17 protein-coding genes and 2 pseudogenes are annotated in these 15,725 nt (G+C 49.3%); 6 read left to right on the top strand and 13 right to left on the bottom strand.

Annotated features, from left to right (window positions below):
- The 4 genes from A5N84_RS05770 to A5N84_RS05785 all read right to left on the bottom strand — a co-directional run bounded on the left by A5N84_RS05770 (position 1) and on the right by A5N84_RS05785 (position 2,312).
- The gene (locus tag A5N84_RS05770; protein ID WP_143324849.1) at positions 1-516 is read right to left on the bottom strand and encodes a hypothetical protein; all 516 of its coding nucleotides are present in this window, start codon (positions 514-516) and stop codon (positions 1-3) included.
- Positions 441-1,130 (bottom strand): YncE family protein, encoded by a 690-nt coding sequence (locus A5N84_RS05775; RefSeq protein ID WP_143324850.1) that lies wholly within the window; start codon positions 1,128-1,130, stop codon positions 441-443. Before A5N84_RS05775 ends, A5N84_RS05770 begins: the two co-directional genes overlap by 76 nt.
- Positions 1,131-1,175: 45 nt before the next feature.
- On the bottom strand, positions 1,176-1,736 hold the full coding sequence (locus tag A5N84_RS05780; RefSeq protein ID WP_158008657.1) for a copper chaperone PCu(A)C: 561 nt from the start codon (positions 1,734-1,736) through the stop codon (positions 1,176-1,178).
- A gap of 75 nt (positions 1,737-1,811) precedes the next feature.
- Positions 1,812-2,312, bottom strand: coding sequence for a TlpA family protein disulfide reductase (locus A5N84_RS05785; protein WP_072281611.1), 501 nt, complete (start codon positions 2,310-2,312; stop codon positions 1,812-1,814).
- Positions 2,313-2,379: 67 nt separating this feature from the next.
- Here A5N84_RS05785 and A5N84_RS05790 point away from each other — a divergent pair, with 67 nt between their 5' ends.
- Positions 2,380-3,837 carry a chloride channel protein gene (locus tag A5N84_RS05790; protein ID WP_072281612.1) on the top strand — a complete coding sequence of 486 codons (1,458 nt, stop codon included), beginning with the start codon at positions 2,380-2,382 and terminating at the stop codon, positions 3,835-3,837.
- 254 nt (positions 3,838-4,091) lie between these two features.
- On the opposite strand, the gene A5N84_RS13640 is transcribed toward A5N84_RS05790, so the two are convergent.
- Genes A5N84_RS13640 through A5N84_RS13650 form a run of 3 tightly spaced genes read right to left on the bottom strand, consistent with a single transcriptional unit; the run spans position 4,092 to position 5,026 of the window.
- Positions 4,092-4,307: an ATP-grasp domain-containing protein gene (locus A5N84_RS13640; protein ID WP_233119984.1), complete on the bottom strand. Its 216-nt coding sequence runs from the start codon at positions 4,305-4,307 to the stop codon at positions 4,092-4,094.
- Positions 4,282-4,509 carry an ATP-grasp domain-containing protein gene (locus A5N84_RS13645; protein WP_233120020.1) on the bottom strand — a complete coding sequence of 76 codons (228 nt, stop codon included), beginning with the start codon at positions 4,507-4,509 and terminating at the stop codon, positions 4,282-4,284. The genes A5N84_RS13640 and A5N84_RS13645 overlap by 26 nt, the downstream gene beginning before the upstream one ends.
- Before the next feature lie 31 nt (positions 4,510-4,540).
- Positions 4,541-5,026, bottom strand: a complete 486-nt coding sequence (locus A5N84_RS13650; RefSeq protein WP_233119985.1) for a hypothetical protein — start codon at positions 5,024-5,026, stop codon at positions 4,541-4,543.
- A gap of 91 nt (positions 5,027-5,117) precedes the next feature.
- On the opposite strand from A5N84_RS13650, the pseudogene A5N84_RS12735 reads away from it, so the two are divergent.
- From A5N84_RS12735 to A5N84_RS05805, 3 genes and pseudogenes are all read left to right on the top strand, one after another.
- Positions 5,118-5,587: pseudogene (locus tag A5N84_RS12735) on the top strand (hypothetical protein).
- Between the two features lie 52 nt (positions 5,588-5,639).
- A complete protein-coding gene (locus A5N84_RS10745; protein WP_143324851.1) occupies positions 5,640-6,662 on the top strand; it encodes a glutamate--cysteine ligase family protein in 1,023 nt (340 codons plus the stop codon).
- A 23-nt stretch (positions 6,663-6,685) separates the two neighbouring features.
- The gene (locus A5N84_RS05805; protein WP_233119986.1) at positions 6,686-7,831 is read left to right on the top strand and encodes an aminotransferase class V-fold PLP-dependent enzyme; all 1,146 of its coding nucleotides are present in this window, start codon (positions 6,686-6,688) and stop codon (positions 7,829-7,831) included.
- Between the two features lie 138 nt (positions 7,832-7,969).
- Here the strand turns inward: A5N84_RS05805 and A5N84_RS05810 are convergent, their stop codons facing one another.
- Positions 7,970-8,860: a tetratricopeptide repeat protein gene (locus A5N84_RS05810; protein WP_072281613.1), complete on the bottom strand. Its 891-nt coding sequence runs from the start codon at positions 8,858-8,860 to the stop codon at positions 7,970-7,972.
- A gap of 112 nt (positions 8,861-8,972) precedes the next feature.
- Here A5N84_RS05810 and A5N84_RS05815 point away from each other — a divergent pair, with 112 nt between their 5' ends.
- Complete coding sequence (locus tag A5N84_RS05815) at positions 8,973-10,196, top strand: DUF5710 domain-containing protein (protein ID WP_072281614.1); 1,224 nt, start codon at positions 8,973-8,975, stop codon at positions 10,194-10,196.
- Between the two features lie 118 nt (positions 10,197-10,314).
- Entirely contained in the window at positions 10,315-10,698 is a 384-nt protein-coding gene (locus tag A5N84_RS05825; protein WP_158008658.1) for a hypothetical protein, read from the top strand.
- 927 nt (positions 10,699-11,625) lie between these two features.
- Here the strand turns inward: A5N84_RS05825 and A5N84_RS13435 are convergent.
- From A5N84_RS13435 to A5N84_RS05845, 5 genes and pseudogenes are all read right to left on the bottom strand, one after another.
- Positions 11,626-12,456: pseudogene (locus A5N84_RS13435) on the bottom strand (hypothetical protein).
- 83 nt (positions 12,457-12,539) lie between these two features.
- Positions 12,540-12,659 carry a Com family DNA-binding transcriptional regulator gene (locus A5N84_RS13440; protein ID WP_143324853.1) on the bottom strand — a complete coding sequence of 40 codons (120 nt, stop codon included), beginning with the start codon at positions 12,657-12,659 and terminating at the stop codon, positions 12,540-12,542.
- Between the two features lie 139 nt (positions 12,660-12,798).
- Positions 12,799-13,638 carry a phage portal protein gene (locus A5N84_RS05840; protein ID WP_233119987.1) on the bottom strand — a complete coding sequence of 280 codons (840 nt, stop codon included), beginning with the start codon at positions 13,636-13,638 and terminating at the stop codon, positions 12,799-12,801.
- Entirely contained in the window at positions 13,635-13,832 is a 198-nt protein-coding gene (locus tag A5N84_RS11825; protein ID WP_233119988.1) for a hypothetical protein, read from the bottom strand. The genes A5N84_RS05840 and A5N84_RS11825 overlap by 4 nt, the downstream gene beginning before the upstream one ends.
- A 12-nt stretch (positions 13,833-13,844) precedes the next feature.
- A complete protein-coding gene (locus A5N84_RS05845; RefSeq protein WP_078055600.1) occupies positions 13,845-15,632 on the bottom strand; it encodes a terminase large subunit domain-containing protein in 1,788 nt (595 codons plus the stop codon).
- Positions 15,633-15,725: the final 93 nt, after the last annotated feature.

Consider the following 15,725-nt stretch of genomic DNA (forward strand, 5'->3'; position numbering starts at 1 on the left):
TTAATGACACAATATACTGCCAATCCCCATAATCACTTTTGCAGGCGATTGCATATTGTCTAACTCAATTGATTTCGTTTGTTTATTTTTAAAATCAAAGATAAATAGGGCATTTATTCCTTCTTGAACAAACAACCCCGACTTGCTATCAGCGCTAACAAACACATCCCGCATTGCCCCTTGCAAAGACTGCACCCTAGACTCGGATAAATCATCCAAATCATAGTTTGCAAGCGCCTGCTCACCCCCTATTAGCAACCGACTATCTAGCCATCCTAAGGTTAGCTGCTTTGGGTTAATCTCACTTTGCCAGCGCACAGGGTTTTCTAACGCATCACTGCTGATACTAAACAACCCACCTTGCTCATCGGCTACCACCACGCGATGAGAATTACTATCAACAAACGGCTGAATACTTTGCGCCTGCAAAGGATAAGTTTTTAAAATCTGCCTCTGACTTGTATCCCACAATACCAACTGCCACTGCCCATCATGCCCATCTCGTATCGCAAACACCAGCCACTCCCCATTTGGCTTAGCGCACTTAAACTATAATCCTGCCACTGACTTGGCAAATCAAAATCATGCAATTCTTGAGCTGTTAAATCATAAGAATGCACCTTTGCGCGCTTATCATCTATCGCCCACAACGCACGCCCCAGCGCAAAATAATGCAATCTGCGACCATCACCCAACCCCACTATTTTCTCTTGAGCTTGTAAATGCTCACTGTCCACCGCCTGCACCACATCCTCACCCACCAGCCAAACCTGCGTCTCGCTTGCATTCGTTACAATCGCCTGAATCACAAAATCCAACTCTAACGACTGCTCCTCATGCGTTTGTACATTATACGCATAGAGCTTCCGCCCACCTTCATGCGCATATAACAATTGCGTACTCAGTGGCACCAAAGCGATAAAATCCGCCACCACCTGAGTCTTAAGCGTATTAACCTGCTGATTGGTCAGCAAATCCACCACCGCGATTCGTGGCAACTCATCATCAGCAATAAACACATAACGCGTTGGTGCGCCCATATCCAAAAGCTTCGTCAGCACCTTATCCGTGCTCAAAGCGCTTAGCGCACCACTTGCCCAATAAATCATCGCGCAACCGATTAACGCCAAAACCCACAATCCTACTTTTTTTATCAGCGCACCATTATTTAAGCATTAATGTTTATGCTCATGCCCTGCATGCGCATGGTTATGCATAGACTCATCATGCGCATGGTTATGCATAGACCCATCATGCGCATGGTTATGCATAGACCCATCATGCGCATGGTTACCACGATAGCGTTGCATCACCTCATCAATGCTCAATACCAACGCGTCGCAAGAGACCTTCTCACCATTATCAAAATGCAAGTCAATCGCATACGACTCCCCCACAGTAGGCAAATGCTCAATATCCATCACCATCAAATGATATCCGCCTTTTTTAAACTCATGCTCACCCGTCTCAAGCTTATATGTTGGAATTTCTTGCATACTCATCACATGGTCCTTCATTACCATTTCATGCATCTCAACATGCAAAGACAACTCTGGAATCTCCGCTTTTACCAACGCCAGCGCCTGCCCATCATTATGCATTTTCATAAAAGCTGCCGTCGTATCATTCCCAGCAATCACCTCTTGAATATAACATTCTGATACCGCCACCTTAGCCTGCACTGACACAGCCAACATACCCATCATAGCAACAACCGCCGTCTTCATCTTAGCCATAATTTCTCCTAAGTTAAAAACAAAATAAACTGACATTCTCAGCGCCCATAGTATAAATCTTATAAAAAATTTATGCTAACTTTTATCCGACTCTGTCACACATTGCGCATATGCAACCACTTCTGCCTCATCAGATAAAATCCCCAACAGACGAAATCGCGCCACTTCATCAACAAATAACACCGTCAACGGAATCCCACTAGCGCCAAATTGTTTTAAAAACGCCAACTCTGCGCCCAACTGAAGAGGCAACTCCGCCACCCCCAACTCCTGCAATAACGCACGCGCCGCTTCAGGCTCATCCCCCAAATTCAACAATTGTACCGCCAAATGCTCATGCGCATGCAACTGCGCCAACACCGGCAATTCCTGACGACACGGCGCACACCAAATCGCCCATACATTCAACAACTGCACCCTAGGCTGATGCTCTTTATCCGCCTGCTCATGAACCACCAAATCCCAGCTCACAGGATTTTCCACCGCCTTCCAGCGCTCTTCCAGCGTGCATTCTGCCGCCACACAACCCCACCCCAACAATCCTGATAATGCTAAAATAGCTCTTCTTTTTCTCATCAATCACTCCCTTATCTAAAAAAATCATGACAAATCAACAGAAAAATTTTAAGCGTCATACTAGCCCATGAATACCTTTTTTCACAAACTCATCGGCTACCTTCTCTCCCTTATTATTGGCGCCAGCGTCGCCATCGCCACAGGTGCATTTGACTTTATCGTCCACCACCTTAGCCGCCACTGGCATAATAACCTCCTCGCTACCACACTCAACATCCCCCCCGCATGGCTGCGTGCAACCCTCCCCATCCTCGCCATTCCCCTTATTCTCTACACCCTAAAACACCTACCCAATCACCGCCAACACAACCAAGCCGATATCATCGAAAGCATCCACATCAACCAAGGCAACGTCGATTTAAAATCTGCAGGCTACTCCATTCTAGGGGCGCTTATTTCTCTTTCAAGTGGATACTCCGTTGGGCAGTACGGCCCCACTGTACAACAAGGCAGCGCCGTCGGTTATATCTTCTCCCGCCTAAAAGTCATAAAAAATGACGCCTTCCACGTCTACATCGCCTCAGGTGTTGCCGCCGCCATCGCCGCCATCTTTCACGCCCCCATCGCCGCCGTCGTCTTTGCTCATGAAGTCATCCTGCGTTTTTTCTCCATCAAAGCCTTTGCCCCCATAACCATCAGCGCCGTTACCAGCTATGTTTTATCCAGCATCGTTTTTAACCGCACCACCTTCCTAAGCAGCAGCCCACAAATCATCGCCTCCCCAAACATATACGCCATCGTTGTCCTACTAGCCATTTTAGCGGGCATCCTAGGCATCTTATTTATCCGCAGCATTATGAGCCTACAAATCCTAAGCCGCCGACGCCACCTTCCTGTTAGTTTACGCATAAGCCTCGCCGCCATCGCCATGTCCTTTTTTGCCTACTACCTCCCAGATGTCATGGGAACCAGTGACTACTTCCTCCACGCCATCGTCAACGAATACGACATCGCCCTCCAAACCATCGCCCTCATCCTTATCGCCAAATTCATCGCCACCACCCTCACCCTTGGATTTGGCATTCCAGGAGGCGTCTTCTCGCCTGCCATTTTCATGGGCGCTTTATTAGGCGCCTGCGCCACCCAAATTATCAATCACTACCTCCCCAACTTCGAAACACAAGACGGACTACTCACCATCACCACCATGGCGGCTATGGCAAGTGCCGTCATGGGCGCCCCCCTATCCATGATACTCATTATCCTAGAAATCACAGACAATTTCACCCTCACCAGCGCCGTTATGCTCGCCGTCGTCATCGCCAACCTAACCGCCTACCGCCTCCTTGGCGCCAACTCCTTCTTTGACGCCCAACTCAAAGCCCGCGGCATTAACATGGAAATCGGGCGCGACCTCCTATATTTCAAACAACGACGCATCCAACACCTCGTCAGCGACCAATACCTCAACCTAAAAGACCACACTTCATTAGCTGATGCCGAACGCCTCCTACTTGAAAAACGCCAATACACCGCCTACGTCACCACCGACGAACAACACTACCTAGCAAAATCACCCTCGTAAACATCCGTCACGCCCTACGCAAAGACCCACAAGACACCCTCACCATCGCCGAACTTGCCAACGACGAAGGCGAAAAACTCTACCACCTCAGCACCATTTGGGACGCCATCGAAGTAATGGGACACTTCGACGGCACCCACATCCCCCATCCTCCAAAGCCCCGAAGACCCAATCCTCATCGGCGTACTCTACGAATCCACCCTCATCAAAGAATACCTAAACGACATGCAACACATCCGCTCCCGCGAACATGGCTAACCGCCCAACCCCTGCCAAAAGCGCCCAGCAATATCCTCCCCCATAAAAGCCTCAATTTCGCGCAAACACGTTGGACTTGTCACATTAATCTCCGTCACATACCCCCCAATCACATCCAAACCCACCAAATACAAGCCCTGCGCCTCAATCAAAGGACGCACCTGCTCACACAACCAATACTCCCGCTCAGTCAACGCCTGAACCACCCCCACGCCCCCCCGCAGCCAAATTCGCCCGAAACTCACCCTCAGCTGGCAAACGTGCCAACCCATACTCCACAGGCACCCCATCAATAATCAAAATCCGCTTATCCCCCTCCACCACCTTATCCAAATAACGTTGCACCATCAAAGTCTGCAAACCATCAGGATTCATCACATCTAAAATCGCGCTTAAATTCTTATCCCCCTGCACCAAACTAAAATCCCACTACCTCCCATTCCATCTAACGGCTTAACCACCGCCTGCCCAAACGCGCCACAAACGCCCGAATATCCTCCCTTGATTTTGTAATCAACGTCTCAGGCGTACATTGCGCGACCGAAGCAATCGCAAACTTCTCATTCATATTGCGCAACGCCTGAGGCGGATTAACCACCCGAACCCCCTTCGCCACCAACAAATCCAACATATACGTATCATAGATATAGCGCAAATTAAACGGCGGATCCTTACGTTGCAACACCACATCCACCGTCGACAAATCCATTAATCGTCTTTCTAAAACCTCATAATAATCCTTTTCTCTATCTACCAACGCCACCACAGACACCATCGCCTCAACACATCCATCCACCACCCGCCAATCCTTCTGCTCAAACACCATCACCTCATGCCCACGCGCCTGCGCCGATAACATCAACGCAAAAGTCGTATCCTTATAAGGTTTAATTGACCCAATATCATCCATCAACACCGCAATCTTCAACATCACACCGCTCCTAAAATAATAAAAATCAAACATCAACAAGCCCAACATTTTAAGCTATCATACCCTCCTTTAACCACCATCCAAACCACACATGAACCAATCCTTTCAAAACCTACCCCTTGCAGGCGGCAATATCGGCATCGAACGCGAAACCCTACGTACCAACCCTGACGCCACCCTCGCCACCACCCCACATCCCCCAAGCCTCGGCAAAGCCCTCACCCACCCCCATATCACCACCGATTTTGGCGAAAGCTATTAGAACTCGTTACCAGCATCTACCAAACCCCCCAACAAACCTACGACGCCCTCCACACCCTCCACCGCTACACCCAAGCCAACATTGGCAAAGAAAACCTATGGGCAGCCAGCATGCCCTGCATCCTCCCCACAAACCCTGATAACATCGCCATCGGCTACTACGGACAAAGCAACAACGGCAAACTCAAACGCCTCTACCGAAAAGGACTTAGCCTGCGCTACGGACGCGCCATGCAAATGATCGCAGGCGTTCACTTCAACTACTCCCCCAACCCAGAACTCCTACAAACCCCTCGCTGAAAAAGACCACACCCCCCTCACCCAAGCCTACATAAACCAACGCCTACTTGGCATGGTACGCAACATCCAACGCCACGGCTGGCTCATCTGCTACCTCTTTGGCGCCTCCCCTGCGGTAGACCAAAGCTTCCACCCTGCACAAGGCATCCTCCCACAAATTGCCCCACACACCCTCGGCAACCCCCACGCCACCAGCCTACGCATGAGCGAACTCGGCTACCAAAACAAACTCCCCTACAACGTCAACCTAAACAGCCTAGACCACTACATCCGCGACCTCACCACTGCCGTCAGCACCCCCGCCCCAACCTACCAAAAGCTAGGACTCAAAGACCCCCAAGGCAACTATCAACAAATCACCATCAACATCCTCCAAATCTCCAACGAATACTACAGCGCCGCCCGACCCAAAACACCCATCCACCCTAACGAACTCCCCCTAATCGCTCTAAGCCAACGTGGCATTACCTACGTCGAACTCCGCCTACTTGACACCAACCCCTATGACCCCTGTGGCATCTCCCTAGAGCAAATCCACTTTTTAGAAACCTTCATGCTCTGGATGCTCCTACAACCCAGCCCCCCTTTAAGCGCCGAAGAACAACACTACATCAACACCGACCGCCTACGCATCGCCTGTTGCGGACACGACGACACTCTCCAACTCACCCACCCCAAACAAAACGCCAAAACCCTCGCCACACAACAGCTAGAACAACTCACCCCCATTGCCCAACAACTTGACCAACAACACCAAAGCCAACGCTACACCCAAAGCCTCACCAACCTCCAACACGCCCTAACACATCATCAACTCATCCGCCACCACATCCACCAAAGCCTCACCAGCCAAAGCCATATCGACTGGGCACAACAACTCACCCAACAACACCGCCAACAGCTCAGCCAACCCCTCTCCCCCTCCCAACAACACTCCCTAGACCAACAGCGCGACACCTCCATCGACGCCTACAACACCCTACAAAACCAACCCCAAGAACCATTTGACACCTACCTCCAGCATTATTTTGACCCCCTCAACTCCCTAAAAAACCACAACCTAATCAACCATTAACCCAACATACAAGGAAAGCAACCATGCAACCTAAAAACCACATCAGCGCCCCACTACATTTCGACACCCAAACCATCCGCTCCGCCCACTGGCAATCCCAAGCCAACGAACATTCCCAAGCCCTCTTCCTCACCTCCTCCTACACCTTCCAAAGCGCACAAGACGCCGCTGATATCTTCGCTGAACGCAAACCCGCCTACAGCTACAGTCGCTTTGCCAACCCCACCGTCAACATGTTCGAACAACGCCTAAACCAACTCGAAGGCGGCGCACGCACCATCGCCGCCGCCACAGGCATGGGCGCCATACTATCCCTCACCCTGGCGCTTCTAGAGCAAGGCGACCACGTCATCTGCGCCCGCAACAGCTTTGGCTCAACCCTCGTTTTATTCACCCAAATCCTCACCAAATTTGGCATCCACACCACCCTAGTTGACCTCAACGACCACCAACAATGGCAAAACGCCTGCCAACCCAACACCAAACTCTTCTTCCTAGAAAGCCCAGCCAACCCCATGCTCAACATCGCTGACCTCAGCGCCCTCGCCCAACTCGCCCATCAACACAACGCCAAACTCATCGTTGACAACTGTTTTGCCACCCCCTACCACCAACAACCCATCCAACACGGCGCCGACATCGTCGTCCACTCCGCCACCAAATACATCGACGGACAAGGACGCATCCTAGGCGGCGCCATCGTCTGCGCCTACCCCGACGACGGCGACAAAATCTACCGCACCCTACGCACCATCGGCACCAGCATGGGCGCTTTTGAAGCATGGATACTCTTCAAAAGCCTAGAAACCCTCCCCCTACGCATGGCACGCCACAGCCAAACCGCCCTGCAAATCGCCACATGGCTCGAACAACAACCCCAAATCGCCAGCGTCCACTACCCAGGACTGCCCAGCCACCCCCAACACCACCTCGCCCAAAAATACCTCAAAAACGGCTACGGCGGCATCATCACCTTCAACGTCAAAGGCGACAAAACCAACGCATGGACACTCATTGACAACAGCGACTGGATCAGCATCTCTGGCAACCTTGGTGATGCCAAAACCATTCTCACCCACCCAGACACCACCACCCATTGGCGCGTTAGCAAGAAGACAAAACCCTCCTTGGCATCAGCCCCGCCACCATCCGCCTCTCCATCGGACTAGAACATCCCCAAGACATCCAAAACGCCCTACAAAATGCCCTAAGCCACCTCACCCCATAATCCCTCACACAATCCCCCCCACAAAAAAGCCGTCTAAAGACGGCTTATCTTCATCTAACAAAGCGCTAAAACCTCCCCCCTACTTTTCCTCTAACCCGCGAAAAGCCTCACACCCTTTTTGACTACCATCATCACAAGCTTTTTTAAACCATTGCTTCGCAGCAGCATGATCTTGAGCCATCCCCTGCCCCCTAAGAGACATCACCCCAAGATTGAACTGAGCCTGAACATCGCCTTGCTTAGCCGCCGCTAAAAACCACCTCACCGCTTGCGCCTCATCTTGACCTATCCCCTCCCCACTATAAAACATAAACCCAAGATTATATTGAGCAACAGCATCACCCTGCTCAGCAGCCTTTAAATACCATTCTTTAGCTTGATGATAATCTTGAGAACCCCCTAACCCTTGGTTATACATCAACCCAAGATTAAATTGCGCCTTAATATGCCCCTGCTCAGCAGCCTTTAAAAACCAATAACTAGCTTGCTTATAGTCTTTATCAACTCCTAACCCTTGATAATACATATTGCCAGCGCTAAATTGCGCCTCTGCAACTCCCTGCTCCGCGGCTTTTAAAAACCACTTACTAGCTTGCACATAATCTTGAGCTATCCCTAATCCTTGCTTATACATCACCCCAAGATTGAATTGTGCCTCTGCAACTCCCTGCTCCGCGGCTTTTAAAAACCACTCACCAGCCTGCGCATAATCTTGAGTTATCCCCAATCCTTGTTCATATAACAAGCCCAAATTATATTGCGCCTGAGCAATCCCCTCACCCGCCAACATTTTTATCCACAGAATAAAATTCTCATAATCTTGATGCTCTTGATAATAACTAGCCAGTGCAATTTGCGCCTCAGTATCGCCAGCATTTGCCTGTTGAATCAAAACAGCCAAATCCTCCGACATAGCCGATACCGACCACATCAACCCCAGCGCAAACGCAGAAAATCGCTTTAAAAACATTCCTTACTCCTTAGTCATTAACCATTAAAATGCATACAAATAACCGCCTTCATACTCCATCCCTCAGTTTTCTCACCCACAAAAAAGCCGTCTAAAGACGGCTTAAAATCTTATGCCAGCCTCAAAAGAGAACCAGCCAATCCATCAGGCAAAATCAATCCTCATGCCATTCAAAATCGCAAGTCAAACATTGGCTATTATACTTGAGCAACGCCACGCGCTACGAAGTAAAGATGCTTTGGCAACCGAGGTTGCCCGGTCGCATACTTTTGGCACGAATGTCATTGACGGCAGTAGCAGTGAAAAACTGGGTAAATTACAAAATGCGTTAAAAGAATTACGTGATGAGTACGCCAATGATGGCCGACAACAAGATATCTCAAATGTTGATGATGTTTTACAGCAGGTTAAGGCGGCAATTAACCCATCGCCACGTCAAGTAGCTACTAAAACACAAGAGCGGACTTATTTGGATGTTCCTTATGCTGAAAAGAACCAAGCTAAAGCATTAGGCGCTCGTTGGGATGGCAAAGCAAAAAGTTGGTATGCACCGGAAGGCACGGATCTAAAATCTTTGCAGAAGTGGATGCCGCAAACTCAGGAGCAAGCGCAATCTGAAGTACAAGCACCGCAGCAGTCCGATCCAATCAGAGAATTTGCCAATGCGATAAAGCAAGCCGGTTTGATTGTCAATGACATCAAAGTTGACGGTGAATTGCATCGTGTACCGGTAGAAGGGCGGCCACGTGGTAAAGATGGTGCATACAAACTGCACTTGGATGGACGCCCGGCTGGGTATATCCAAAACTTTGTGACTGGCCACAAAGAAAACTGGCGTGGCGGTGAGCAGCAGCTGTCACCTGAAGAGCTGGCAAAGCAGCAAGCTGTTTTAGCCGCACAACGAGCCAAGCGTGACCAGGAACGTGAGAAGCAATACAAGGAAAATGCCCGGAAAGCGACCGAGGAACAGAAGAATCTACCCAAAGCCACACCTGACCATCCTTATTTGGCGAAAAAAGGACTTAATCAGGACATCATCGACAAGCTAGACTTGCGTGTTGATAAACTCGGCAACCTTGTTGTGCCGGTTAAAAATAAAGACGACGAGATTCAAAGCTTGCAGCGCATTGGCGGCAATGGCTTTAAGCAGTTTGAAAGTGGTTGTAAAGCGCAGGGCGGATTCAATGTGATTGGTGAATCAGCATTGAAGGCGCAAGACAAGAATGAACCGATCATTATCAGCACCGGTGTTGCAACAGCCGCCAGTATTCACATGGCGATCGGCGAGCCGGTTGTTGTTGCTTTTCAAGATATAGTCGGAGAAGTGAAAAAGTAGTACAAGGCGGCGAGCCGCAGACAGTACAGATAGTACGGCAAGGCGAGCCAACGCCGTAATACTTTTTCAATTCTTCGACTATAGCAACTTGAAAGCCGTCGCCGAAGAGTTTAAGTCCATGTACCCTTATCGTAGCATATTCATTGCTGGAGACAACGACCAACATAACGTTGATAGAGGTTTGAAAAATAGCGGTCTGGAAAGCGCAAAAGTTGCAGCCAAGGCTGTGAACGGCAAATACATCATACCGAAATTTTCAACGTCGCAACGTGGTCGAGAATACAGTGATTTTTCTGACTTACATCGTATCGCTGGGCTTCAGGCCGTCAAGCGGCAAGTCCAAGCAGGGCTCATGATGGCTCGTGCTAACGTTGCTGAAGATAAAGAGCGTCATCAGTCTCAAGAGCGGAGTTATGATCGCGTGGAAGAGCAGAAGGAAGTGCGTAAGCACAAGCTTGAAGAAAAGGAGGCGAGAGAGAAAAAGCGCGGAAGGTCAATTTAAGTACGCCATCCTTACGCCAGTCATAAGAAAATTTTGTTAATAAACAGTTTTATGTGGTGCCCGGGGCCAGCAGAAAACAACATATAATAATCAGGCAGTTGGCATTGTGCAGACGTATTTTTAACGTAAAAGTATCAAATAAACAAAGACCGCTTAATTATAAAAAATATAGTTGATTGTTATCACCCCTCCGATTTTAACTTAAGTGACTCTGCTACAAAAGCAACCGCCCCATATTTTTTGAGGGGGTGGGAAAAGTGCAATATTTGCAATATTTTTGCAAATCAGCACTCATCAAGTTGATATATATAGGAAAATATGATTTATTAAAGTGCAATATTTTTGCAATATAAATGCAAGTTGCTTGCACTTTTTTTTGCAACAATCCCTAAAATTAAAACAAAATAATTTCAATAACTTAAATAAAAGTGCAATATTTTATGGCATTTTATTGCACTTTTTTGCAATAAAATTTATTTATTTTTTTCAAATGCTTAAGCGGTAAAAAATGAAAGAATTGCAAATATTGCACTTTCCCCAGCCCCTATAGGCACTTTTGACCTATACTCATTTTATGGGTGCGATACTTTATGATTGCAGTGCATCAAAACGCATCAGATTATCAACCATAACTCTGCCCGCCTAAGCCCTGCCCTGTCGCATATCCGCCCGCCTACCCTGCTATGTAAAAAACCACCCCAAAAGGTCGCGGGCGAGGCGGGGAGTAGAGCGCGCTGTGTGGGGGATGAGGTGGTGGTCTGGTGAGTGGATGGGTCTGGCCCCGATCACGCATTTTGGTACCTTCATTTATGAAGGCACCAAATGTTAATAATATGCTGTTATGGTAGTCATGTGCTAGAGCTCAACACTACGTGATGAGGTGGTGCTACCGACATTGGTGTCGGTAGCACTGCTTTATGGTGATTATTAATTAAATTTGTAAATCAAGTTATCCTCATATATGGCGTTGCCATTGATATGTGCTTGTATGCTGAGGGTTTTGTAGCCAATCAATCTATCCCATCCTTCGAGTTTGTTTTGAACAATGAACTCAAGATAGGCAGGGAGCTCACTGCGTGTGCTGCTAAAAAATATAAATGGCGGACGGACCATCCGCATTAGCGCCAGAAACTCAACCATCCCAAAATAGCCTGCTTTGCGATAGGCGCCCTGCTTGGTGCACACATACGGCGGGTCTAATACAAATAAGGTTTTGTCTCGGTCGCTATATTGAGGCAGCAACGTTTCGTATGACTCATTGACGATCTCTAAGCCGTCGAGGTAGCCATCCGCTGGTGGGTAGTCGTTACGTCTCATTTTGTTATAGAAGGATTTTTTTTGCATTTCCTCCAGCGAGCCGACCATTTGCCCGGAAAACAATATCCAGGTAGTCAGTGCATCGAGGTCAATGTATCCGTCGAATGAGTCAATGGCCGCGAATATTTGCTGCTTAATTTGTGGTGGAATGAGGATGCCGCGCGGGCAGTCTTTGACGATCTGCGCAATGGTTTGTCGTAATCTGTTGGTGTCGGGGATATTGCGCAGGCGCTCTGCCTAGCCGTCGAAATCATTGTAGATGACGCGGGCTTTGGGCTTGATATGCTTGCTAACATGTGAGAGTAATCCAGAGCCACCAAAAGCATCGACGATCGTCCAGCCGTCGCCGTCTGCTTCGATGTGCTCATTGATCACTTGACTGTATAGCTTGATAAATTTCCGTTTTTGGCCAATAAATGGCAGGGGTGCTTGAGTGTACATTGTTGCTCCATTTTTTTGGCGCTCGATGGCACTCAAAGATAAAAACGGCGCTCAATGGCACTCTTATGACTAATAGCTGATTGCTATCTTTTGGTTTTATGTACGGTTTGTACATGCTTACATCGCGGGCATTTAATATTGATGTATCCATCAAACTTTTTTGCCAGCATTTTCTTGCATTTAACGCAGCGTAGCGCTTCCACTGTTGCCTCCAATAGTTACTCTTACAGTTACTGTGGTATGCTACCCGCGCTCCTCGAGGGGCGGGGCAGCCTTGGTCGTAGTGGCGTGGTCACTGCGATGGCGAGTGTGCTGGTCCGAACAGCACGCTCGTCGCTGTCTCTATTTTTTCGCGCCCTCCTCTATTGCGATTTGATATGGGTTAAAGCTGATAACGTCTTGCCCGAGCCAGTCGTTTATTTCCCCGAAGCGCTCTTGTAGGGTGGTGACTTCGTTGCGTGCGAATACTTGCGCGGCGTCGGTGACGCTGCCAAAGCCGCTGGTATTGGTCGGCACGATACCCATGATGTTGGGCGGGACGCGCGCGGCGGCGAGCTGGTCGTCGCGACTGATCGATTTGATGTTAAAAAACTCATCTTTGGCGGTCACTTCACTGATTGGCATGAGTTTGAGCCCATCGGTTTTGCCGTTGGGCGCGTAGTAGAGCAGGTTCCTAAAATTACCGGGGCCTTTGCTGTCGCGCAAGGCAGTTTCAAGCGCTTCGATGTCGCTTTCGTCTTGCGCTGGATCAGTGATATAGAGGATATAGCCTGCATGGCTGCCGTTGTTGTAGTAACGCAAGCGGAATTTGGTCGCTGCTTCGTTGAGCTGTGCCGATTGTACTGCGGGCAACCATTCTGGCACGCCGTATAATTCTTGGTTGACGTCGGGTTGCAGCAGATGAAAAATGCTGTCAGCCGGGAAGGTATGCACGGGCATTTGCTCGATCCAGCTCCACGCATTGGGGTCAGCCAACCAGCCGTCGGCCTGTGCTATAAACTTATAGCGGTCGTTCTTATCGCGGCGCATGTATTTTGCCGGTGAGTGTTTGAGCGCCAACAATTTACCTGTGCGACTGCGCACGCGCTCTAGGTAGCAATTACCGAACCACAGGTAATCAATCGCGAGTTTGGCGAATTGTTGCTTTGATAGCAACGGATGCTTGATATAGCAACTGGTCAAGATATCGGCTTTGAGCTGTAATGAGCTGCGCAGATAGAGCAGCGAGTAAAAGTATTTGGCGTGCGCTCGATGCTATACGGCAGCTCGTAATATTGGCCGTTGTGCATACATTGAAAATAGTGCACCAGCTCGATGCCGTTGACGACGACGCGCTCGTCGCCAAAGGTAAATGCTTTTATTTTTTGGTCGCTCATTAATCTCTCCTTTTAAAAAACTTTTAATTTGCCACGGCCTTTGCCCGTGCCTGCGTCCGCGACGGCGCCCAAGGGGTCGTTGCTCAATGCATTCATGATGGCCCACGCGACGTCTGCGTGGCCTGTTTTCGCTGTTCGCGATGCTTTATACGTCACGCGCCCACCGCCGGTTGGCGCTTGGTGGATGGTTAAAAATGCACTGGCAATGTCGGTTGACTCTGCGTCAAATTCCAGTCGGCCGTGGTGCATGAGCTGGTAGGCTTTGAGTACCATTTCGTTTTTGTCGTCGACGTTGTAGATGATTTCGCGGGCGCGCGGATAAAATTTAGTGACCAAGTCATGCACGGCTTTACCAATGCCCGTCGCATCGATACCGATAAATTTAACGTTGTAGCGCTTTGTGTATTCCTTGATTTTGTTCGCCTGCGCTTCAAAGTCGAGGCCGTTAAATGACTGGGTTTCGATGATTCTAAACTTACCGCCAGCTTCGGTTGGCGGTGCGATCACGGCCAACGATGAATCGTCTTGTGATCTGCTCGGGTCGTAGCCAATCCACACCGGCAAATCGCCCAACGGACGCTTGCGCAACGGTTGCCAATCCGCCCATGATGCACGCGCGTCGATCATGCAACGTTGTAGGTCGCGCATCTTAAACAGGCTATTCATATCATTAATGAATTTACCCATAAATAGGTTGTCAAACTGCGCGGGATTAGGGAATTTTTGCTTTAGTCGTGAGAGCGTGACGCGATCAAAGCCACTGTTGACGGCGTCCTCGATGGTAATCAACTGGCGCCAATAACTGTCCGAGCAAAGCGCGCCATCTTTGAGCGACCTATGCGATGTGTCTATTTTGACGTGGTCTTTTTTCGGGCGCTCGGCATTGTAGTGCTCGCCCGTCCACAGTGGATACGCCTCGTGCGCGGTGGTCGACGGGGTAGAAAAATAGGTAATGCGGCGGTCATCATGCACCGTCATCCCCGAGGCGACGTGCTGGATCTTGTCAAAGCGTGGTATCCAAAAATACTCGTCTATATAAAGGTCGCCAGAGTATGACTGCGCGGTGTTGTTGTTGGTGCCGAGGAAATACAGCATGCAACCTGGCCCAATTTTCAGGTGCTCGCCGCGCAATGTGATGCCCGTCGCCTGCTCGACAAAAGCGACGATATTGGATCTAAAAATATTGGCTTGATTGCGCGACGCCGAAATAAAGATTTGGTTTTTGCCCGTTTCAATGGCGGTGAGCAGCGCCTCGGCGGCAAAATAATACGTCGCGCCAATTTGGCGACTTTTGACGATTTGGCGCATATTGTGGTGGCGATTGGCGTACCAATGTTTTTGGTGTGGATACATCGTTGCATCAAAATGCGCTTTGAGTTCGTCAATCTGTGCGTCAGTAAATACACACTTGCTTGCCCTTTCCTCGGCCTTTTGCTTTTTTGCCTTATTACGGTTTTTAACTTTGGGGTTTAAATCGGCTTCATTTCCGCCGTTTTCAAATTTTTGAATGCGCGCAACCCGCTCTAACTGCTTGCCGAGCAACTCTATCTCGTTGCAATCTTTTGCGCTTTTATCCTCTTTGGCAATGAGTTGACCATAGCGCGCCTCGATTTGCTCTGCGCAACGCTTGGCGACGCTGGCTTTATCCCATTTGTCACGCTGGTGCCAGCTACGCACCGTCGCATCCGGCTCATCTAAGATCCGGGCAATCTCGGCGCAGGAATAGCCGCGCCAATACATCAGCGCCGCTTTTTTACGGTTTGGGGCAGGATAAGTCGTCATCATGCGCGCTATTGTCATTGTGCTGACGACTTAAAAAAACAAGCAAGCGTCCGCAGACGACCTTGGCGGACGCTTAGGCGTTGATTGGTGCTTAAGACATGATGACAATGC

Origin of the sequence: Rappaport israeli, from assembly GCF_001888055.1 — a bacterium.
Lineage (GTDB): Bacteria > Pseudomonadota > Gammaproteobacteria > Cardiobacteriales > Cardiobacteriaceae > Rappaport > Rappaport israeli.